Annotated in this window: 21 protein-coding genes; 14 read left to right on the plus strand and 7 right to left on the minus strand. The window is 44.1% G+C overall.

The window, feature by feature from the left end; genetic code table 11:
- Window positions 1-193: 193 nt before the first annotated feature.
- Complete coding sequence (locus E2R66_RS16910; RefSeq protein WP_133232898.1) at window positions 194-2,623, minus strand: outer membrane beta-barrel protein; 2,430 nt, start codon at window positions 2,621-2,623, stop codon at window positions 194-196.
- Between the two features lie 242 nt (window positions 2,624-2,865).
- Entirely contained in the window at window positions 2,866-4,884 is a 2,019-nt protein-coding gene (locus tag E2R66_RS16915; protein WP_133232896.1) for a M13 family metallopeptidase, read from the minus strand.
- 163 nt (window positions 4,885-5,047) lie between these two features.
- On the opposite strand from E2R66_RS16915, the gene E2R66_RS16920 reads away from it, so the two are divergent.
- Window positions 5,048-6,484, plus strand: coding sequence for a Shedu immune nuclease family protein (locus tag E2R66_RS16920; RefSeq protein ID WP_158288430.1), 1,437 nt, complete (start codon window positions 5,048-5,050; stop codon window positions 6,482-6,484).
- A gap of 185 nt (window positions 6,485-6,669) precedes the next feature.
- Here the strand turns inward: E2R66_RS16920 and ychF are convergent, their stop codons facing one another.
- Complete coding sequence (gene ychF / locus E2R66_RS16925) at window positions 6,670-7,773, minus strand: redox-regulated ATPase YchF (protein ID WP_133232892.1); 1,104 nt, start codon at window positions 7,771-7,773, stop codon at window positions 6,670-6,672.
- A 200-nt stretch (window positions 7,774-7,973) separates the two neighbouring features.
- Here ychF and mgtE point away from each other — a divergent pair, with 200 nt between their 5' ends.
- Both mgtE and E2R66_RS16935 read left to right on the plus strand, forming a co-directional pair.
- Complete coding sequence (mgtE, locus tag E2R66_RS16930; RefSeq protein WP_133232890.1) at window positions 7,974-9,344, plus strand: magnesium transporter; 1,371 nt, start codon at window positions 7,974-7,976, stop codon at window positions 9,342-9,344.
- A 60-nt stretch (window positions 9,345-9,404) separates the two neighbouring features.
- Window positions 9,405-9,899: a DUF5362 family protein gene (locus tag E2R66_RS16935; protein WP_133232888.1), complete on the plus strand. Its 495-nt coding sequence runs from the start codon at window positions 9,405-9,407 to the stop codon at window positions 9,897-9,899.
- 89 nt (window positions 9,900-9,988) lie between these two features.
- Here the strand turns inward: E2R66_RS16935 and E2R66_RS16940 are convergent, their stop codons facing one another.
- Window positions 9,989-10,309 carry a DUF3276 family protein gene (locus tag E2R66_RS16940; RefSeq protein ID WP_133232886.1) on the minus strand — a complete coding sequence of 107 codons (321 nt, stop codon included), beginning with the start codon at window positions 10,307-10,309 and terminating at the stop codon, window positions 9,989-9,991.
- Window positions 10,310-10,565: 256 nt separating this feature from the next.
- On the opposite strand from E2R66_RS16940, the gene E2R66_RS16945 reads away from it, so the two are divergent.
- A complete protein-coding gene (locus E2R66_RS16945) occupies window positions 10,566-11,141 on the plus strand; it encodes a hypothetical protein (protein ID WP_133232884.1) in 576 nt (191 codons plus the stop codon).
- Between the two features lie 21 nt (window positions 11,142-11,162).
- Here the strand turns inward: E2R66_RS16945 and E2R66_RS16950 are convergent, their stop codons facing one another.
- From E2R66_RS16950 to parS, 3 genes are all read right to left on the minus strand, one after another.
- On the minus strand, window positions 11,163-12,950 hold the full coding sequence (locus tag E2R66_RS16950) for an ABC transporter ATP-binding protein (RefSeq protein ID WP_133232882.1): 1,788 nt from the start codon (window positions 12,948-12,950) through the stop codon (window positions 11,163-11,165).
- Between the two features lie 74 nt (window positions 12,951-13,024).
- Window positions 13,025-13,474: an RES family NAD+ phosphorylase gene (locus tag E2R66_RS16955; protein WP_158288431.1), complete on the minus strand. Its 450-nt coding sequence runs from the start codon at window positions 13,472-13,474 to the stop codon at window positions 13,025-13,027.
- A gap of 2 nt (window positions 13,475-13,476) precedes the next feature.
- Window positions 13,477-13,962, minus strand: coding sequence for a type II RES/Xre toxin-antitoxin system antitoxin (gene parS, locus E2R66_RS16960; RefSeq protein WP_133232878.1), 486 nt, complete (start codon window positions 13,960-13,962; stop codon window positions 13,477-13,479).
- A 233-nt stretch (window positions 13,963-14,195) separates the two neighbouring features.
- On the opposite strand from parS, the gene E2R66_RS16965 reads away from it, so the two are divergent.
- The 10 genes from E2R66_RS16965 to E2R66_RS28385 all read left to right on the plus strand — a co-directional run bounded on the left by E2R66_RS16965 (window position 14,196) and on the right by E2R66_RS28385 (window position 20,648).
- On the plus strand, window positions 14,196-15,281 hold the full coding sequence (locus E2R66_RS16965) for a Glu/Leu/Phe/Val family dehydrogenase (RefSeq protein ID WP_133232876.1): 1,086 nt from the start codon (window positions 14,196-14,198) through the stop codon (window positions 15,279-15,281).
- Window positions 15,282-15,333: 52 nt separating this feature from the next.
- Window positions 15,334-16,281, plus strand: coding sequence for a transcription antitermination factor NusB (gene nusB / locus E2R66_RS16970; protein WP_133232874.1), 948 nt, complete (start codon window positions 15,334-15,336; stop codon window positions 16,279-16,281).
- A 7-nt stretch (window positions 16,282-16,288) separates the two neighbouring features.
- Window positions 16,289-16,711 carry a DUF1573 domain-containing protein gene (locus E2R66_RS16975; protein ID WP_133232872.1) on the plus strand — a complete coding sequence of 141 codons (423 nt, stop codon included), beginning with the start codon at window positions 16,289-16,291 and terminating at the stop codon, window positions 16,709-16,711.
- Between the two features lie 18 nt (window positions 16,712-16,729).
- Window positions 16,730-17,059: a preprotein translocase subunit YajC gene (yajC, locus tag E2R66_RS16980; protein ID WP_133232870.1), complete on the plus strand. Its 330-nt coding sequence runs from the start codon at window positions 16,730-16,732 to the stop codon at window positions 17,057-17,059.
- Between the two features lie 127 nt (window positions 17,060-17,186).
- Entirely contained in the window at window positions 17,187-18,131 is a 945-nt protein-coding gene (locus E2R66_RS16985) for a CdaR family protein (protein ID WP_133232868.1), read from the plus strand.
- A 111-nt stretch (window positions 18,132-18,242) separates the two neighbouring features.
- On the plus strand, window positions 18,243-18,554 hold the full coding sequence (locus E2R66_RS16990; RefSeq protein ID WP_133232866.1) for a type II toxin-antitoxin system HigB family toxin: 312 nt from the start codon (window positions 18,243-18,245) through the stop codon (window positions 18,552-18,554).
- Window positions 18,538-18,897 carry a helix-turn-helix domain-containing protein gene (locus E2R66_RS16995; protein ID WP_133232864.1) on the plus strand — a complete coding sequence of 120 codons (360 nt, stop codon included), beginning with the start codon at window positions 18,538-18,540 and terminating at the stop codon, window positions 18,895-18,897. Before E2R66_RS16990 ends, E2R66_RS16995 begins: the two co-directional genes overlap by 17 nt.
- Before the next feature lie 49 nt (window positions 18,898-18,946).
- Complete coding sequence (gene coaE / locus E2R66_RS17000) at window positions 18,947-19,555, plus strand: dephospho-CoA kinase (RefSeq protein ID WP_133232862.1); 609 nt, start codon at window positions 18,947-18,949, stop codon at window positions 19,553-19,555.
- A complete protein-coding gene (locus E2R66_RS17005) occupies window positions 19,552-20,490 on the plus strand; it encodes an MBL fold metallo-hydrolase (protein ID WP_133232860.1) in 939 nt (312 codons plus the stop codon). The genes coaE and E2R66_RS17005 overlap by 4 nt, the downstream gene beginning before the upstream one ends.
- Window positions 20,490-20,648 carry a DUF5522 domain-containing protein gene (locus E2R66_RS28385; RefSeq protein WP_158288432.1) on the plus strand — a complete coding sequence of 53 codons (159 nt, stop codon included), beginning with the start codon at window positions 20,490-20,492 and terminating at the stop codon, window positions 20,646-20,648. The genes E2R66_RS17005 and E2R66_RS28385 overlap by 1 nt, the downstream gene beginning before the upstream one ends.
- Window positions 20,649-20,650 lie beyond the last annotated feature (2 nt).

A 20,650-nucleotide genomic window follows, 5' to 3' on the forward strand; every position in this document is an offset into this window, starting at 1 on the left:
CTCCCAACACTTTTCATCAGTTGAGAATTTCTCAGTAAACTCCAGTATATTTAATCCTTGAAACATAATTTTAGCTTGTTTGGTATCTATAGGTTAAATATACTAAAATTATTAGCAATACTCAGGCGCCTTATTCTACTATTAAATTCTGTCCATTTTATAAATTCGTTCAATTCGAGTTCAGACAAAAATCCTACCCATTCCCCACCCGTTCTATCTCGTCACTTGCACTGCCGCCGCTTCGTTTTACGGTTTTGTATTGTTTGCCAAAACGGTAGGTGAAGGATATACTGTAAACCCGGCTATCTCTGCGCAACAAAAAGTACTCCGTTGCGCTGGGGAAGGTGGTAAAGCCTTCCATGGCATTGGTGTAGAATACATCGCGTGCGCTTATTTTCAGCGTGCCTTTTTTGCCAAACACAGGGCGCGATAAACCTACCGACATTTGGCCGGTGGGGTAAAGCAACTCCGCCACATCGTTACGCGCGCGGGTGGTATAAAAGCCCGATAGCTCGGCTGTGTATTTTTTGCCGATGCTGAATTGGTTGCTGGCATTCAGGTTCAACTGATCAATCTGCGTGGTGTAGGTATTGCCATTGAAGCCTTTTAACTGCTTGTGGTTGTATTGGGCCTGGGCAGTAAGCTGCCACCAGCTTGTGGGCGTGGTAGTTAAAGTGAGCGATGCGCCCAGGTTATGGGTAGTGCCTACGTTACCCTGGGTGTACAGTAAAATGGCATCATTACTTGGGGCGGCCACAAATATCTGCGAGAAATAGTTTTTGATACGGTTGTAGGATACTGCCGTGCGCAGCAGGTTTTTATACTGATGACTCAGCTCAAAGTTCCAGCTGAATTGCGGCAGCAGGTATGGGTCGCCGGTGATGTAGGTGTATTTATTTACAATAAGGTAAAAAGGATTAAGGTTTTGAAAGGCCGGCCGGTCTATACGGCGACTGGCGGTTAAGGTGAAACTGTTAGCGCTATCTGCCTCCATACTTAAATAGCCGCTCGGGAAAAACTGTCCGTACGAGCGCGAGAACGACGAATCTTTCTGCATGGCATTGCCCAATTGGCTGGCATCGTAACCGGTGTGCTCATAGCGCAATCCAAACTGCCCACTTACTTTACCCAATTTGGTATCATACGAAGTGTAGAGCGCGTTTATCCGCTCCTTATAAATAAAGTGGTTGTTCTTAACATTGTCATCCGTCCAGGTACCGCCAATCAGGTTCTGGTAATCAGCCAGGTTATCTGTATTGCTAAACGAGGCTTTGCCGCCAAATGCCAGTACGTCGCTTTTCTTTAGCTTGATGGTATAATCCACCTTGGCGGATCCTATACTGATGGTAGTGGGGATATTTCCGCGCGATACTTCCAGGTAACCATTGGGGCCACTAAGCTCGTTTTGGAAGTTTTGGTTGGCTTTGATGCTGTAGTGCAGGTAATCGGCATCAAACGCAAGATCCTGATTTGCCGTAACCTTATGCCTGAGGTTAAGGTTGATGGCACCATTACGGAAATGGTTTTTGCTGGTGTTGGTGGTGTAAATGGACGAATCTACCACGCCTTGCGGGTTTTGCCAGTCGGCGTTGGCACGGTTGCTGGTATTGCGGTTAACGGCAGTACCGGTGAGCACAATGCCGATGGTGGTTTTATCGTTCAGGTAATAATCCAACCCGGTTTTTAGCGTGTTGTTTAGGGCTTTGATCGGCGAATACGAAAACTGATCGAGCAGGGCGGTAAGCTGGTTATTGCTGTCGTAGTATTTGCGCAGCGCATATATACTGAAAAAGTTGACGTTATAATTTGCGCTGTAATTGAGGAAAGTATTGAACTTCCCTACCCGGTAATTCAGCGTGAGGCTATTATTGGTTTTGGAGTAAACCCCCTGGCCAAAAGAACCGGTTACCGAGCCATTGAAACCCTTCACCGTACTCTTTTTGGTTTTGATGTTGATGATGCCTGCATTGCCGCTGGCATCGAATTTTGCGGTAGGGTTGGCAATCAGTTCAATCTGCGATACCTGTGTAGCGCTCATGCTGCCCAGCAGGTTGGCCAGTTCGGTACCCGATAGGTAGGTGAGCTTATCATCTATCATTACGGTTACGCCGGGCTTGCCGTTTAGCGCAATGCCACCGTTGCGGTCTACTGTTACGCCGGGCGAACGCTCCAGCACCTCCAGCACGGTAGAGCCAGTGTTGGTAACGGATGCGTTCACATCCAGCACCACCTTGCCTTGTTTATATTGTACAGGCAGTGTTTTGGCGGTAATACTTACTTCGGTGAGCCCGGTGCTGGCGGCTTGTAGGGTAACAGAATCTTTGCTGATGCCGGGGATATGGTACGCGCGCGTGGTAAGGGGCGTATAACCTGTATAGGTAATCACGAAAGTATAATCGCCTGTTTTAATATTGCTAAAGCTGGCCATGCCCTGCAAGTTGGTGAGGGTAGTTTGCAGCACAGTACTCCCTTGTTGCAGTTTAACGGTAGCAGCCTCGGCAGGCTGGGCTTTTTCTACAGATACGATGAGCGTGAAACGGTGCGCATTATTGGGCTGGCTGTGGGCATATAGGCAAAAAAAGCATAGCAAGGCCATGCAGGCACTCGTTTTTAAATAATTCATCGATCAGTATTTTTTGTAAGACTCCCGCACTTCTTTAATAGTTACAGGTCGCCTTAGCAATATTTAAAGCGTATAGTTACTGTTGGTAGAGAAATAGATAACGCAGACAGTCAATGCTTTTAAGTTAATGAGATGCTGTAAAGTTGATTTCACGCAAAGGCGCGAAGAATTTTAAGCTTTTAACTTTGCGGTCTTGGCGCCTTTGCGTGAAATCAGTCCACTTTATATTCAAAATCGAAGCCCTACCAAATCCTTATCCTCTCATTTTCGGCTTTATAATTTTTATCGCCCGGCTGTACGTTAAACGCCCCATAAAACGGGTCGAAATTCATCAAAGGGCCGTTTACACGCCACATGGCAGGCGAATGCGGATTGGTATTTACATAGGTGCGCAGGAACGCGTCCCTTGTTTTTACGCGCCATATCCGGGCAATCGACAGGAAAAAGCGTTGGTCGGGCGTAAAGCCATCAATTTTAACATTTCCCTTTCCTTGCTCTGTCATCTTGAAAGCATCATAAGCTATGGCAATACCGCCGTTATCGGCAGTGTTTTCGCCCAGCGTAAGTGCACCTTTTACATGAACAGTATCTAAAACCGTAAATGAACCATATAACTTAACCACCTGGCTTGTTTTAGCTTTGAATTTTTCATAATCCTCCTTGGTCCACCAGTTTTTTACGTTGCCATCCTTATCAAATTGGGCACCCTGGTCGTCAAAGGCGTGTGTCATTTCGTGACCTATGACCATCCCGATGCCGCCGTAGTTAATGGCATCGTCTGCCGAAAAATCAAAATAGGGGAACTGCAGGATGCCTGCGGGGAACACGATCTCGTTATACGACGGGTTGTAGTAGGCGGTAACCGTAGAAGGTGTGGTGCCCCACTCGGTTTTATCAACAGGCTTATTCAGTTTTGCCAATTGAACCTGGTAGTCGTTTTGGTTAAGCGAGAGTACGTTTTCAAAATAGTGATTGCGGTTGATACGCACCCTGTCGTAATTACGCCATACATCGGGGTAGCCTATTTTTTTGGTAATAGCATACAGTTTTTCTTTTGCCTTTTGTTTGGTGCTATCGCTCATCCAATCCAGGTGATTGATCCTGTTTTCGAACGATTTTTGCAGGTTATTCACCAGCACCAGTACGCGTTTTTTGGCATCCTCGTTAAAATACCTTTTTACATACAACTGCCCCAATGCCTGGCCCAAATAGTTATCTACATCATCGGTGATGATTTGCCTGCGCGACTTTTGCTTATTCTGCCCCGATAATACTTTACGGAACTCAAAAGAAGCATCTACAAACGGTTTGCTCATTGTGCCGGCGTAGTTGATAAGTGTATTGGCTTTTAAGTAGATTTTCCAATCGTTTAAGGGAACAGACTTTAACAATGCATTCACCTTATTGTAGTAAGCAGGCTGCGCCATGTCGATCGTATCGGTTTTGGCACCTAAGTTGGCAAGCAATACTGCCCAGTTAATGTTAGCCTGCGTTTTGCCAAGGGATTTGACAGCCACTTTATGGTAATTGGCATTGATGTCCCTTAACTCGATATTGGTTTTATGCGATGCTACAATTTGTTTCTCAATGCTATAACAAACGGCGGCATTCCTGGTGGCTGTAGCGGCACTGCTGCCAGTCAATTGAAATAAGGTGCTGATGTATTTTTTATAGGCTTGCTGCGTGCGCAGGGTAGAAGAGTCTGTTTTTAAATAATAACCCTTTTCCGGTAAGCCGGTGCCACTTTGGTAAGCATGGGCTATGTTAATACTGCTATTCTTGTTATCGGGCGAGATACCGAAGCTAATGATGGAGGAGTTGCCCGTTTTTGCTTCATCCGCTACAAATTTCATGAGCGATGCAACGTTGGTTATCGCATTGATACGAGCCAGTATAGGCGCAACAGGCTGGTATCCGCGTTTGTTGATGGTTAAGGTGTCCATGCCCGAAGCATAAAAATCGCCAACTTTTTGGTCGATGCTGCCCATGGTATTTTTCGTTTTCGAAACACTATCCAGGATATTTTGCAGCAGTTGCTTTTGCGGGATATTGAGGAACGAGTAAGACCCCACGCCGGCCTGGTCATCCGCAATTTTGGCGGTATCGTACCAGCGGCCGTTCACAAAACGGAAGAAATTGTCGCCCGGCTTTATAGTGGAATCTATTCCGGCTACATCAACGAAACGTTTTTTGGGCCCATCCAAAAAGGTCCATGCGCTCAGGATACATAAGGCTAAACAGGTGTAAAGTACTTTCTTCATAACATTTATACAATTGTTTAAAGATAGAAACTTTTAAGTTATTAAACGCCGAACACCGAATGCCAAACGCCGAATTGCGAAGTGAAAAAGATTTTTATGTTTACCGATTTAATACTTTGGTTGGTCCACAAAACATATGTACTTTCACCTTAAACAAAAACTTATGGCCCTTCCTTACCCGTCTGAATCCCTGCAACCTGAGGGACTATTGGAAGTTGAGCAAATTTCTGATTGTCTTTATAGAGGGTATTTTACACCTCCCGCAAATGCAATCTCTCAATATGATAGAAATCCTGACCAGTACAAAAGACGCATAGCAGAAGTTGATATCCAGTTAAAAACCATTACGATTGTGCCGTTTAAGGTTTGGAGTCTGGTCCCAATGAGCAAACGTTACTTTAAATTAGCGGAAATAGTTTTTGAGCTTTCAGGGTATGAGGAACGATATCTTGAAGGAGCCTGGGATTTTGAAGGTTTACTTTCTATTGCAGTACCTGAAGTCTTCACACAAGATATCAATTATGGCTTTGGCTTCAAAAAGCACTATACGCATATCGCTTCTATTCTTGAGCAACTGGATGTTGAAAAACTAGTAATTACCACGAAACAGAAAACCAATATTGATGCTGCTAATCACATAGCTACCATTAACAGGTTCGACTTGGACGGATTCAAAAGAACGGTTGATACAATCATTCGGCGTTCCCAAGCGCTTACTGTCAATATGAAGCGGGATGCGTTGAGTGCTGCGCTATTTGCTGCTCTTCAAAATTCTGATACTACTGTAAAAACTCCTGGGAAAATATCCAAAGAGGAATTTGTAACTCTTGTCGGAAAAACTAACCGATTCGTTGAGAATGGAGCAACTTCGACTGAACGAAAAGAGGCGCTTACCGTCATACATAAAAATGTAAATAAGATTTTTGAGCAGCAGCCTCAAGAATTTATCAAATTGAAGAATGACCTGGAGCTCGTTAATTTGGAAAAATTGATTGAAAGGTTTGAAGGGATGATTGAGAAGAAGGTAAGTGAAGCGCAATGGCAGACTCTTTTCCAACAAAATCCCTTTGTCATCAACATGGCGTTCGGAATCCCAGTCGTGAGCGTTCAGGGCCAAGCTTCCGTCGGGGGGCGCCGGTTGTCAGGGGGCGGAGAAAAAATAGCGGACTTTTTGGTCAAAAATTCCCTTAGTAACAATACCGCAATAGTGGAAATTAAAACTCCAGCCACTAATCTGATTTATGCAACGGCTTATCGAAGCGGCGTTCACGGCCCTTCGCAAGAACTTAGTGCGGCTGTCACTCAAGTGCTTGATCAAGTTTATTTTTTACAAAAAGAAATCAATAGCATAAAAGTAAATTCAAAAATTTATAACATTGAAACTTATCATGTCCTCGGAATATTGATTGTTGGTTTAACACCAAAGGGGACTGATGAGCAGAAATCCTTTGAATATTTCAGAGCTAACTCTAAGAATGTACAAATTATTACTTTTGATGAGCTGTTAGAAAAACTGAAATATTTATATCAGTTCCTCTTGCCAGATAAGCCTCACACTACATCTTCCGTAGATAGTGTTGACGATGACCTTCCGTTTTAATGAATTATTAAATTTGAAACATCGCATATTTACGTGTGGGCACCTTGACCAGGCGAATGGTTATTAAACGCCGAACACCGAATGCTGAACGCCGAATTGCGAAGTAAAAAATCACTTCATCATTCATCATTCGAAATTCGGTGTTCAAAATTCTATTCCCCCTTCAGGGGGTTAGGGGGCTTCGCTTACACGTTAAACCTAAAGTGCATGATGTCGCCATCCTGTACAATATAGGTCTTGCCTTCTATGCCCATTTTGCCCGCTTCTTTGATAGCTGCTTCCGAGCCGTTATGTTTTACAAAATCTTCGTATTTGATAACCTCCGCGCGGATAAAACCTTTTTCGAAATCGGTATGGATAACGCCCGCAGCCTGCGGTGCTGTAAAGCCCTGGGTTATGGTCCAGGCGCGAACTTCCTGCACACCGGCGGTGAAGTAAGTGGCGAGGTTAAGCAGGCGGTAAGCTGCTTTGATCAGTTTATTTACACCCGATTCGGCCAGGCCCAGGTCCGATAAAAACATCTGGCGGTCATCGTACGAATCCATTTCGGCAATCTCTGCTTCAATCTGTGCAGAGATAATAAGCACCTCGGCATTTTCTTCTTTAGCTACGGCTTTTACGCGTTCTACATAAGCATTGCCTGTAACAACCGAGCCTTCGTCCACATTACAAACGTACATTACCGGTTTAGCGGTAAGCAACCATATATCGGCAATATATTCCTGGTCTTCTTCGGCAACAGGGGCGGTACGGGCGCTTTTACCTTCCAGCAGGTGGTTGCGGTAAATGGTCAGCACATCGTAAGCTTTCTTGGCTTCTTTGTCACCGCCGGTTTTGGCCATCTTTTCTATTTTCGATATCTTTTTTTCTATCGAATCCAAATCCTTCAGTTGTAATTCGGTATCAATGATCTCCTTATCGCGGATAGGATCTACCGAGCCATCAACATGTATCACGTTATCGTTATCAAAGCAGCGTAAAACGTGGATAATCGCATTGGTGGCACGTATATTGGCCAAAAACTGGTTGCCCAAGCCTTCGCCTTTGCTGGCACCTTTTACCAGGCCGGCAATATCTACTATTTCGATAACGTTTGGCATTATGCTCTTGGGCTTCACTATTTCGGTAAGCTTGGTGAGGCGCTCATCCGGAACAGTAATTACGCCCACGTTGGGCTCAATGGTACAAAACGGAAAGTTAGCCGCCTGTGCCTTGGCATTTGATAAACAGTTAAAAAGCGTCGATTTCCCCACGTTTGGCAAACCCACTATACCACATTGTAAACCCATATTTTATTTTTTAGAATCAAGAAGCGAGAATCAGGATGCAAGACAAAAATCTTGATTCTTGACTCTTGTTTCCTGACTCTTTTAAAGGCGCAAAGATAACAGAAAAAAAGCCTTGAAATTTGAAAAAATAAACGACTTTTGCCAGCATAACAGCAGGGTATAAACAAGGTTAAAAAGATGTAAACAAGAGGGTTTGTGGTATGGAAGAAATGGTTGAACAGGTAGAACTATTGCTGGAGCAGGAAAACGCAGCGCAACTGCAGGATTATTTGAACAACCTGAATATATCTGATGTTGAGGAACTTATAGGCGAAATTCCCGAACACGGCCCCAAAATAATTGCTACCTTATCGCTCAACCGGGCGGTAAACGTATTCCGCATACTCGATTTCCCCACCCAGGAGCGCATCATCAAAAAACTTACCGGCCAAAAAGTTGGCGAGATATTGAATGCCCTGCCGCCCGATGACCGCACCTCTTTTTTTGCCGAATTGCACGGCGATGCGGTAAAGAACCTCATTCTGCATCTTAGTCCGGAAGACCGCAAAGAAGCCCTTTCCCTATTAGGTTATGAAGAGGAAAGCGTTGGCCGTTTGATGACGCCGGATTACGTGGCCGTTAAGAAAACATGGGACGTAACGCGTGTACTATCGCACATACGCCGCTACGGTAAAAACTCCGAAACCATCGACGTTATTTATGTGATCGACGAGAACGGCGTACTGCTGGATGATATCCGTATCCGCGAGATATTGCTGGTAAAACCCGAAACCAAGGTAAGCGATTTGATGGACGGCCGCCTGATAGCCCTCAGTGCGAGCGATCCGCAGGAAGAAGCCATCAACGTTTTCAGGATGAACAACCGCACAGCCTTGCCGGTGACAGATGCAGAAGGCATATTGCTGGGCATTGTTACGGTAGATGATATCTTGTGGATAGCCAACGAAGAATACACCGAAGACATCCAAAAGATTGGTGGTACCGAGGCCTTAGACGAGCCTTACCTCGATATCAACCTGTTTTTGCTGGTAAAAAAACGTGTTGGCTGGTTGGTAATATTATTCCTGGGCGAAATGCTAACCGCTACTGCTATGGGCTTTTTTGAGCACGCTATTGAAAAGGCTGTGGTGCTGGCATTGTTTATACCACTCATTATTTCCAGCGGCGGTAACAGCGGTTCGCAGGCATCAACATTAATTATACAGGCAATGGCCCTCGGCGAAGTAACCATTGCCGATTGGTGGCGTGTAATGCGCCGCGAAATATTGTCCGGTTTAATGTTGGGAATAACTTTGGGTGTTATCGGCTTTTTCCGCATAGCGGCATTCAGTTTGTTTAGCACTATGTACGGCCCGCACTGGATATTGGTTGGGGCTACCATCGGTTTTTCATTGGTAGGGGTGGTGCTTTGGGGTTCGCTGGCGGGCTCTATGCTGCCATTGCTATTAAAGAAACTCGGTGCCGACCCGGCCACCTCTTCCGCACCATTCGTAGCTACGTTGGTTGATGTAACGGGTCTCATTATCTACTTTACGGTGGCTGTGCTTTTCATGAAAGGCGTTTTATTGTAAATTTTGTTGGCGTTTGCGTAGTTTTTTTATATTTTTAAAAGAAATACTTAAACCCAAACAATGGAACTACCACTACCACCTCAAGAAACATTTCCGCCGGCAGATCAGCCGCAAATCGTACTTACCGACGAAGCAAGATATTACTTGCAAAAAGCAGGGCAATGGGCCTATTTTTTAGGTATTATGGGCTTTATAGGGACGGCTTTTATTGCAATAATGGCCTTGTTTGCAGGTACTTTGTTTACAACCATGGCTCGGGCAAATCCTTTAATGGAAGGGATGGCCGCTGGCTTGGGTACTTTAATGACTGTAATCTATTTACTGTTGGCAGTATTTAGCTTTTTTTTTGCTTTATACCTTTACCAATTTGGTGATAAGATAAAAAATGCAGTAGCTTATAACAACACTGCCGAGGCAACCCTGGCCTTCAGTAAATTGAAGTCTTTTTTTAAACTATGGGGTATTACCACAATCGTTTACCTTTCATTTACAGCATTGGTACTTGTTGGTAGCATAGTGGTCGGTATCGGTGCAGCATCTATGATGAGCCGCTAACGCCATTTTCAATTAGCCATAAAACAAAAATACCCTGCCTTTCGGCGGGGTATTTTGCTTGTAATATTCAGGTTTAAATTAGGGCCTGCTTAATAAGAGAAATCTTCGTCAGCCTTGGCAACTTCATGCCCCTCGCTAAACTCGTAACGTTTCTCTACCACCTCCTGGTGTTCTTTGATGTAATCTACCGTATCTTTCAGTCCTTCGGCAAATTTTTCGAAATCTTCCTTGTATAAAAATATCTTGTGTTTTATAAAAACTCCGTCTTCCAAACGTTTCTTGCTCTCAGTAATCGTAACATAGTAATCGTTGGATCGGGTTGCTTTCACATCAAAAAAATAAGTCCTTTTCCCGGCTCTCACCTTTTTCGAATACACCTCTTCACGTTCTCTGTTGTCAAAATCTCCCATAAATAGTTATCGTAATAGTTTTGGTTGGGATAAATATAACTAATTTTTTAAACCACAACTATTAATTATAACAATATTGAATATTTATTAAAACTAAAAGGCAATAAAAATGTATGGTGCGGCGTTTGTGAAAAATTTTTTTAAACGAGTGGAACTTCCTTTGTACATAGATAATCCATCCGGCGAGCGTTTTAATGCTCACTATTTATTTGTACAGATGCGCTTTGCCGTAATTTATATATAAATTTAACACCCAATGGGCCTTGATATTTCTATCGCAACCAACAACTACGAGGAAGTTTATTCTCCGGATTATTACGACGAGGAGAACAACTATTTTTCTACACATAATTTAAGCAGGACCTTCTGCAATTTTATATGCCGCCGGAACGTAATAAGCCACGAACCAGAGCTAGACCAGATTGGGAAACTAACCGGCGTAGATATTAATCCGATTTACAGCATGGAAGATTACCCTGTTGGCGATGGGCTGGAATTTTTCCTTGAAAAGGCTGAAACGGAAGAAGAAAGGCAGGCCATTTTACGCGACGCCAAAGAACGTAAAGAACAACTTGAGGGGAACATTGATTTGGTGATTGCAACCATCTCCAACCTGATTGCCAATTTGGCGATGATTAAAAACCTGCCGGCGCTGCTGCAGCAAACCGATTTTGATTCATTGGATAATGACGACTATTTTTCTGATTTCGATATTGACAAGGGCGATGGGTACATCGGTAATAATTTTGGGCAGGATTTAAGGAATTTCGAACGGTCTTTAAAATTCGCAAAAGAGAAAAATGCAACTACTGTTTGGTTTACTTACGGTTAAGGATACAGGAAAATTAAAACTTTAAGCCTTCTCCGCTTCCTCCAGCAACTGCATTTCATAAAGCTCAAAGTATGCAGCTTTCATTTCCATTAATTGCTCGTGTGTGCCTTGCTCAATAATTTGGCCGTTATCAATCACCAATATTTTGTCGGCGTTTTTAATGGTAGATATGCGGTGCGATATAATGACGCTGGTTTTGCCCTGCATAATACGGCACAGGTTGCTCAGTATCTCTTCCTCGGTACGTGTATCTACGGCGGATAGGCAATCGTCGAATATGAGCACCTGCGGCTGTTTTACAATGGCGCGGGCAATACTCACACGTTGCTTTTGCCCGCCGCTTAGGGTAACGCCACGCTCGCCAATCAAGGTGTCGAAGCCTTTCTCCAGCTCCATAATGTTGTTATAAACGGCGGCATCTTTAGCGGCCTGCTCTACGCGCGGCATATCCAGCACATCGGCACTAAAAGCAATATTGTGCGATATGATATCCGAAAACAGGAACACCTCTTGCGGTACGAAACCGATTTGCGATCGGTAACTATCCAGGTTTAGTTGTTTTAGCGGCTTGTCGTCAACCAGAATCTCTCCGCCGGTGGTATCATACATCCGCATAATTAAATTGCCGATGGTTGATTTGCCCGAACCCGTACGCCCAATGATGGCTACCATTTCGCTCGGGTTGGCCACAAATGATACATGTTGCAGCGCTTTAATGCCTGTATCCGGATAGGTGAAGGATACGTCCCTGAACTCGATTTTGCCTGTCAAGGCATGCGGCAATGCTTTGGGCGATTGTATTTCCGGCTCTTCCTGCAAAAACTCGTTTATCCGCTTTTGCGAGGCAGCTGCCCGTTGTACCAACGAAGTTACCCAGCCCAGAGAAATCACCGGGAAAGCCAGCATGTTAAGGTAAACGATAAACTCGGCAATGTTGCCCGCAGTGATGTTTCCCTTCATCACCTCTACGCCACCTATGTAGATAGTGATAACGTTGCTCAGGCCTATCAGTAATAGCATCGATGGGAAAAACATGGCCTGTACTTTGGCCATGGCCATGCTCTGGGTTTTGTAGTCCTCGCTCTCGGCGGCAAATTTATCGCGCACGAAACCCTCGCGCACGTACGATTTGATAACCCTGATACCGGAGAAATTCTCCTGCACAAAACTGGATAGACCCGATAAGCGCTTTTGTATCTGCTCGCTGCGGTGCTCGATAATGGTATTTACATAAAAGATGATCACGGCCAAAATGGGCAAGGGCAATATCGAGAATATGGCCAGCCGCAGGTTAACCGTAACCATGGCGTATATCACCAATATAAAAAGTATGACGGTATTGATGCTGTACATAATGCCCGGCCCCAGGTACATGCGCACGCGGCTCACATCCTCGGTAACACGGTTCATGAGGTCGCCGGTGTTGTGGCGGCGGTAAAAAGCGAGCGATAAACGCTGGTAGTGGCTGTAGATCTCGTTCTTCATATCATACTCGATATGGCGCGACATGAGGATGATCGTCTGCCGCATAAAAAACAGGAATAGCCCCCTTAGCAAAGCAAGCAACAAAACCAACAAGCCGAACAGCAATAAGCTGCTGCCAAAAATATCATAAATGCCGTTTTGCCGCTCGAATCCGTTAAATAACTGATAAGTGCTGATGTTCTCGGTAACCAGATCGAACGCTACCCTAACCACCTGCGCCGGCAATACCGCAAATATGTTCGATATGATCACAAACAGCACACCGGGTACCAGCCGCCAGCGGTATTTGTAAAAGAATTTATTGAGGTATGCGAGTGCTTTCATTGGCTGTGGCCAAAAGTAGGCAAAAGCCAACAAGGTTAGAAAGATAAAAAACGAAAGATGGCGTTGCCATGGCGTTATTTCACCAGCCGCATATCAAACCTGAAGGGCTGGACATCGCCAATTTGCAAACTGGCAGCTTCCCGATGCATGGGGTTTATTAAAACATTTTTAGCCAGCGGGTCAATTGCGCTGGGGATATATAGCAGCAACGCACCTTTTGATTTTAACCAGGCGTTTCCAATCCGCTGCAGTATAGCAGGTGCAGGGTATTTGCGCCAGTTAAGCGGCAATTGGGCAATTTCAATCCGTTCGCTGCTTGCATCGTCGGGTATGATGATGCTTACCGTCACCAGGTCGTTATGTATCTCGCCGGTTTGTAGGTGTACCAATTTCTCTAAAATAGAAGTGGATGAATTTACCGACGCATATATCACCGGGATATGCTTATGCCAGCGCGCTATTGATAGTAAACCGCCTTTACCACTTAAGTCACGGGCGTATTTTTCCCGGGTTATCCTGTACACTATCACGAGTAAAAGCCGTACTCGATGTTAGAAAGCAAATCATTAACCATACGCGCACCCTCGCCGGTATCGAGCAGTTCTATGGGCGATACTTCGCCCAGGGCCATATTGGGGCGGGCCAGCCAGGCATCAATGGAGGCAGCATCGCCAAGGATATCCAGGCCGCGGGTGTAAATACGCGTAAACTCGTATAAAAAATTCGATTGCTCTATGGAGAGACGTTCGTCTTTTTCGTAACGGTTTAATTGGCGGGTACTAATGTGCAATATGTTGGAAAGCTGCGTGCGCGAAATATTGGTTTTTGCCAAAACCGTATCAATGGCCTGCTTGGGTAGGCCATCGCGGATTTTATCGATTGCGTTTTCCGTAGCGGTGGTAGCGTGCTGATAAACAGCACTTGGTTCTGCTAACAAAAAGTTTAGCACACTATCGCTCTCTGATAATTCGTATGGGAGCGATGATATATCGAATAGTTTAGGCTCTTTCATCTTTCATCTGCTTTATGTCCTCAAATATACAGACATTTGTCTTGAATTTGAAATTTTTATTTAATTTTTAGCATCCTATCTACTCATACTTTACTTCTTTCCAACTTTTCTAACCTTTTTAACACTTCCAACCTTTCTAACCTTTATTTACTCGCGCTAATAAACTTTGCGCCTATTAAAAAAACCCCTACTTTTGCAGAACTGAAAAACTAATACTTTTTTGCCGTTCTGTAATGCCCTCTAATCAACCAACCGATAGTATTTTTAACCAGCTCGACGCTTTCGGCCACAAAAAAGTTGTGTTTTGCAGTGATCCGGAGACCGGGTTGAGGGCCATCATCGCTATTCATGATACGACACTGGGCCCTGCTCTAGGCGGCACCCGTTTCTGGGCTTACAAAACCGAGCAGGAAGCGCTGCAGGATGTGTTGCGCTTATCTAAAAGTATGACCTATAAATCGGCCATTGCGGGTTTAAATCTGGGTGGGGGCAAGGCCGTTATCATCGGCGATTCGCGCAAGGATAAAACCGAGGCCCTGTTGCGCAAGTTTGGCCGTTACATTAAAAACCTTAACGGAGAATTTATTACCGCCGAGGATGTGGGTACCAACCCGCGCGACATGGAATATATACGCATGGAAACCCAGCACGTTACCGGCGTGCCCGAAACCATGGGTGGCAGCGGCGACCCGGCACCCATTGCAGCCTTAGGTGTTTTTATGGGTATAAAAGCCTGCATAAAAGAACTTTACGGAAACGATAATGTGACCGGTAAATCAGTTATAGTACAGGGCATAGGCCACGTTGGCGAGCAGTTGGTGAAGCTGTTGCGCGAGGAGAATGCCAAGGTTTACATTAGCGATATTGATGACGAGCGCACCCGCCAGGTATCAAAAAAATACGGGGCAGAAGCGGTATCAAACAATAGCATCTTCGATATTAATGCCGATATCTATGCGCCATGTGCTTTAGGTTCTACCATCAATACACAAACCATTGGCAAACTACAGTGCGGTATCATAGCCGGATCGGCAAATAACCAGCTGCAGGATGAGGCCCTGCACGGGCAAATGCTGTTAGATAAAGGTATCTTATTTGCCCCCGATTACGTAATAAACGCAGGTGGCATCATCAATTGTTATTCAGAACTGATGGGTTTCAGCAAAAAGCGCACCATGCAGCTTACCGAGAATATTTACGAGGCTACCCGCAATGTGTTGCGCTTATCTAAGGCCGAGGGAATTTCTACTACCATGGCGGCAAACAAAATAGCCGAAAAACGTATTGCAGATATAAAACAAGTAAAATCAACCTATTAATATATTATCATAAACAGCCCCGGTTTACGCGGGCATAATCGTTCTTACAAACATGTTAAACAGAAGACATCTCAGGGTAAAGGTATTACAATCGTTATACGCATACCACCAGTCGAACTCAAACGACATTAAACATCACGAAAAGCAGCTGCTGAGCAGCATAGACCAGGTATATGAAATGTACATTTGGATGCTATCGCTCATTAGCGAGGTAATCGCCTACACCGAGCGCGATGCTGAAGAAAGGGCCAATAAGCATTTGCCTACAGCCGATGACCTTAACCCTAACCTTAAGATATTAACCAATAAATTCTATACATCGCTTGGCGATAACAAAGAGTACCTGGTTTCGCTCAAGAAGTACAAAGTAGATTGGTCGTTCGACCCGGAGCTGGCAAAATCCTTGTTCATTACGCTAAAAAACTCGACAGAATACGCCGATTATCTGGCCAAAACAGACGATACCATCGGTACAGATAAAGACATTATCAAATTCATCTTCAAAAAAGTTATCCTGAAATCGTCGCTCGCGGAGCAGGTTTTCGAAGATAAGTTCATCTACTGGCCGGTGGATAGGGAAGTACTACAGGCCTTGATAGCCAAAACATTCAAGAATTTTGCTTACGACAATCCTAAAGAAAACCAACTGGCTGAAATTAGTGGTAACTGGGTAGAAGACCGCGAATTCGTAATCAACCTGTTCGAACAAACCATTCGTTTCGATACGCCCTACCAGGAACTGATAGCCGAGAAGACCCAAAACTGGGAGCCCGACCGTATTGCCATGATGGATACGCTTTTAATGAAGATGGCTATCGTAGAATTTATTAATTTTACCTCCATACCGGTTAAGGTAACCATAAACGAATACCTGGAAATTTCAAAGGAATTTAGTACGCCTAAGAGTAATTCGTTTATAAACGGTATCTTAGACAAGATTTTGGCCGAATTGAAAGCCGCAAATAAAGTAAAGAAAATAGGCAGGGGATTAATAGAATAAACATATCATGAAAAAGTTGATTTTAGGTATGATGACAGCCGCCGCATTGATGACGGCCTACACTTCTTGCACACAAGCCGGCGGGACTGCCGCTGTCAACACCGCGAGCGCAACCAACGTGCCGGTTATTAAGTTTGAAAAAGAAACGCATGATTTTGGTAAGATAAAAACCGGCGACAAGGTAACCTACGAGTTTAAGTTCACCAATACAGGTAAATCGCCACTAATTATTAAGGATGCCATAGCAACCTGCGGATGCACCAAGCCCGAATGGCCGCAAAAGCCAATACAACCCGGCGAGAAGGGTGCCATTAAGGTCACTTTTAACAGCGCAGGTAAAATAGGCCTGCAGGATAAACAAATAACCGTTACAGCCAATACCAACCCTGCACAAACCATGGTGCACCTAATTGGCGATGTAGCTAAATAAATTTTACACAAACAAAAAATGACAGCAACAATTTTTTTACAGGCAGCAGCCCCTACTATTTTTGGTATTAACCCCCAGATCCTGATGTTTGGGTTAATTGCCATCGTATTTTATTTCTTTATGATACGCCCGCAAATGAAAAAGGCCAAAGATCAGAAGAAATATGTAGAAGAACTTAAAAAAGGCGATAAAGTGATTACTACCGCTGGCATACATGGCAAGATTTACGAAGTTGCCGAAACCACTTTCCTGATAGAAGTAGAAAACGGTGGCCGCATCCGCTTCAGTAAATCGGCTATCTCTTTAGAAGAATCCAGGGCTTTGAATACCCCTGCTGTAGTTAAATAGCGAAAAGCCTAAGGCATAAAGCCAAAAGCACCCGGAAACAAATAGAAGCGAAAAGCTTAAAGCACGGCAATAAACCTTATTTTTGCTAACGCTTTAAGCTTTTCGCTTTCTGCTTTAAGCTAAATAAATGGCAATAATCAAGTTATCGGCAATAGAGCGCAGGCGGTTATCCGCATTTGCTACATGCCTGGTATTGTCGGTTTTTGCCTGGTTGTTTACAGCGTTGTCCAGTCAACAAAAGTATAAAGTAAAGCTTTTGGCTGTCTTTAAGAATTCACCGCAAAAACGCGCTTTCCACTCCCTGCAGCCCGATAGTATTTATGCCACTGTACAAGGCACAGGCTGGAAGATGCTGTTTTCGCGCATGAATGGCGACGACAATAAAATAAGCATAGATCTTAGTGCCCTCGAGAACAAAAACTACGTTGTTTTAAGCACGCAGCTAAAGCAGATAAATGCAAAAAGGGATATAGAGCGGCAGGTAGTTTCAATAGACCCCGATACACTGTACTTCGATTTGTCTAACAGGCTGATCAAGCGCGTGCCCGTAAGATTAGTTACGGCGCTTAACTACCAGCAACAATTTGCCCAGTCGGATGCTATCAACATAAAACCATCCTACGTAACCATTAGCGGCCCGGCAGATGTATTAGCAAAAATTACCTACTGGCAAACCGATTCCCTTATCCTTAACAACCTCAACGAGAGTTTTAACGCCCGGGTAAACTTACACCCTCCGGCAGAAGGGAACCTGACCGTGCTTCCCAAAAGCGTAACTGTAAAAATACCCGTAGACGAGTTTACCGAGAAAACCATGCAAATACCCGTAAAACTCATTCATAATCGTAATTTTTATGATGTAAAGATATTTCCGCAAAAGGTGAAGGTTACGTTTACTACATCCTTAAAAGATTATCCCGATATCAACGAGGACGATTTTGAGGCGGTTGCCGATCTGGATCAGTGGTTACAGGGTTACCGTGTACTTACCGTGCGACTTACGCACATGCCATCATACAGTAAAATAGTTAAGATAGAGCCGATGAATGTTGATTTTATCGTAAAAAAATAACTTAAGTACTTACTGCACGGGATGCTTTCAGCGTCCGGTTTTTTTGCGTCTTACAACTTCTATTTATTTTCCATGTTACCAATTTGGTAACAATAGCGTATCTTTGTAAAGATGCGTGTAATAGCTATAAAAACCTTAAAGGATTATATTACAGAATTTCCTCAGGCAGAGCAGGCTTTGCTAAGCTGGCATGAAGAAGTAGCAGCTGCCTCTTGGGATAATCCAAATGAATTGAAAGCGCAATATAGAAATGCATCTGTGCTAAATGAAAAGAGGTTGGTATTTAATATCCATGGGAATAGCTATCGTTTAATAGTGGATATTGAATACCGTTTAAAAATTGTTTTTGTTGTGTGGTTCGGAACGCATAAACAATATGATAAAATAAATGCTAAAACAGTAAGTTATGCTAAAACCAATTAAAACAGAAGATGAGTACAATGATGCATTGGCGCGTATCTATGAACTTATGCAAACAGATATTTTAGATGGTTCTGCAAATTCCGATGAACTGGAGATCCTGAGTATATTAGTAAAGGAATATGAACTGGTTCATTATCCTGTTGCCTATCCTAATCCCTTGGAGGCAATAAAATTCCGGGTAGAACAAATGAATTTATCGGAGAGTGAGCTAAGCAATATCTTAGGAAACAGGTCAAGGAAATCTGAAATTTTATCGGGGAAAAGGAAGTTAAGCTTGTCGATGATTCGTAAACTAACCGAAATGCTGAATATTCCTGCAGAAGTTCTGATTCAGGCGTATTAATGATTGCATCTGATCACCTCTGTTTTAATATAATAGTTGTTAAAAAGTAATGTTTAAAGTAGGCATCACAGGCAATATCGGCAGCGGTAAAACTACCGTTTGCAAAATATTCGAAACGCTGGGTATACCCGTTTTTTATGCCGATGACGCCGCAAAAAAAGTAATGGTAAGCGATACCATATTGATCGAAGCCATCAAAAAGGCCTTCGGTGCCGAATCGTACCAAAGTGACGGCACGCTTAATCGCAAGCATATCTCAGCCATCGTATTCAGCAGCGAAGAACAACTGGCTAAACTAAATGCCCTAGTACACCCTGCTGTTTTCCGTGCATTTGATGTATGGGTAAAGCAGTTTGAAGGGCAGAAGGACGTGCCTTACGTTTTAAAGGAAGCGGCTATCCTGTTCGAGAGCGGATCTTATAAAATGTGCGATCGCTCATTAATGGTTTCTGCGCCGCAATCTTTACGAATCCAAAGGGTAGTGCAGCGCGATAACATACCCGCCGAAGAAGTGCAGAAGCGCGAAAGTCGCCAAATGGCCGAGGAGCAGAAGCTGCAACTGGCCAACGATGTAATTATTAACAACGATACCCAACTGGTGATACCCCAGGTGCTCAGGTTGCACCAACTATACCTGTCTCTGGCCAATCAAAAATGATATTAGAAGATTTTTTGCGCATCAATGCCAACGGCATATACTGCCGCTACGGCGATTTCTACCTCGACCCTAAAGAGCCTGTAGATAAGGCCATTATAAGCCACGCCCATGCCGACCATGCTGTTAGCGGCAACAACAATGTTTACGCTACGGCGGCCACAATTGCTTTTATGCAGTTGCGCTATGGCAAAAGCGCAGGCAAGGTAATATACAGTGCTGCCTACCATGCACCGTTCAACGTTGGTGGGGTGCAGGTAACTTTTATATCTGCCGGCCATATGCCCGGCTCGGCACAGATACTGATGGAATATCAGAGCACCCGCTACCTGTACACCGGCGATTATAAGCTACAGCCAGATGCTACTTGCGAACCTATGCAGTTTGTTGAGGCCGATGTGCTGATAACCGAAACCACTTTTGCTAACCCTGATACCGCCCACCCCGACCCGGTTGAAGAGATTAAAAAGCTGAACGATATCAAAATAAATATCCTGCTGGGTGCTTACAGCCTGGGTAAAAGCCAGCGGCTGATAAGGATGATAAATGATTACGCCCCGCAGAAAAAGATACTGGTGCATCACCGCATTATGCCCATCAACGCCATATACCAGAAAATGGGTTTTGAACTGGGCAAACACCAGATGTATGGCCGCAAGTTGATGAAAACACAGGAGGAGTGGGTGTACATTGTGCCGCCATTCACTTTCGATAGTTATTTACGGGCAACAGGGGTGAAGCGGTTGTTTGCTTCGGGGTGGAAAAACCTGCAGGTAAACGTAAATGATACGCTTTATATATCAGACCATGCCGACTGGAACGATATCATCTACACCATTAATCAAACCCGGCCAAAGCAGGTATGGACCCTGCATGGCGACGGAAAACAGCTGAAAGATTATCTCAAAAATGATATTTTTGTAAAGTTATTAAACTAATGTTGCAGGAAAACGTAGACTATTACATTAACGCCGATGGCAATTTTGTGTTTACTGAAGCCTATCACCTTAAACGAGGCTACTGCTGCAAAAACAAATGCCTACACTGCCCCTGGAAATACGGCAGGGAAGACGAGGATGAACAAAAAGAAAAATAAAT

This window comes from Mucilaginibacter psychrotolerans, from assembly GCF_004519315.1.
Classification (GTDB): Bacteria; Bacteroidota; Bacteroidia; order Sphingobacteriales; family Sphingobacteriaceae; genus Mucilaginibacter; species Mucilaginibacter psychrotolerans.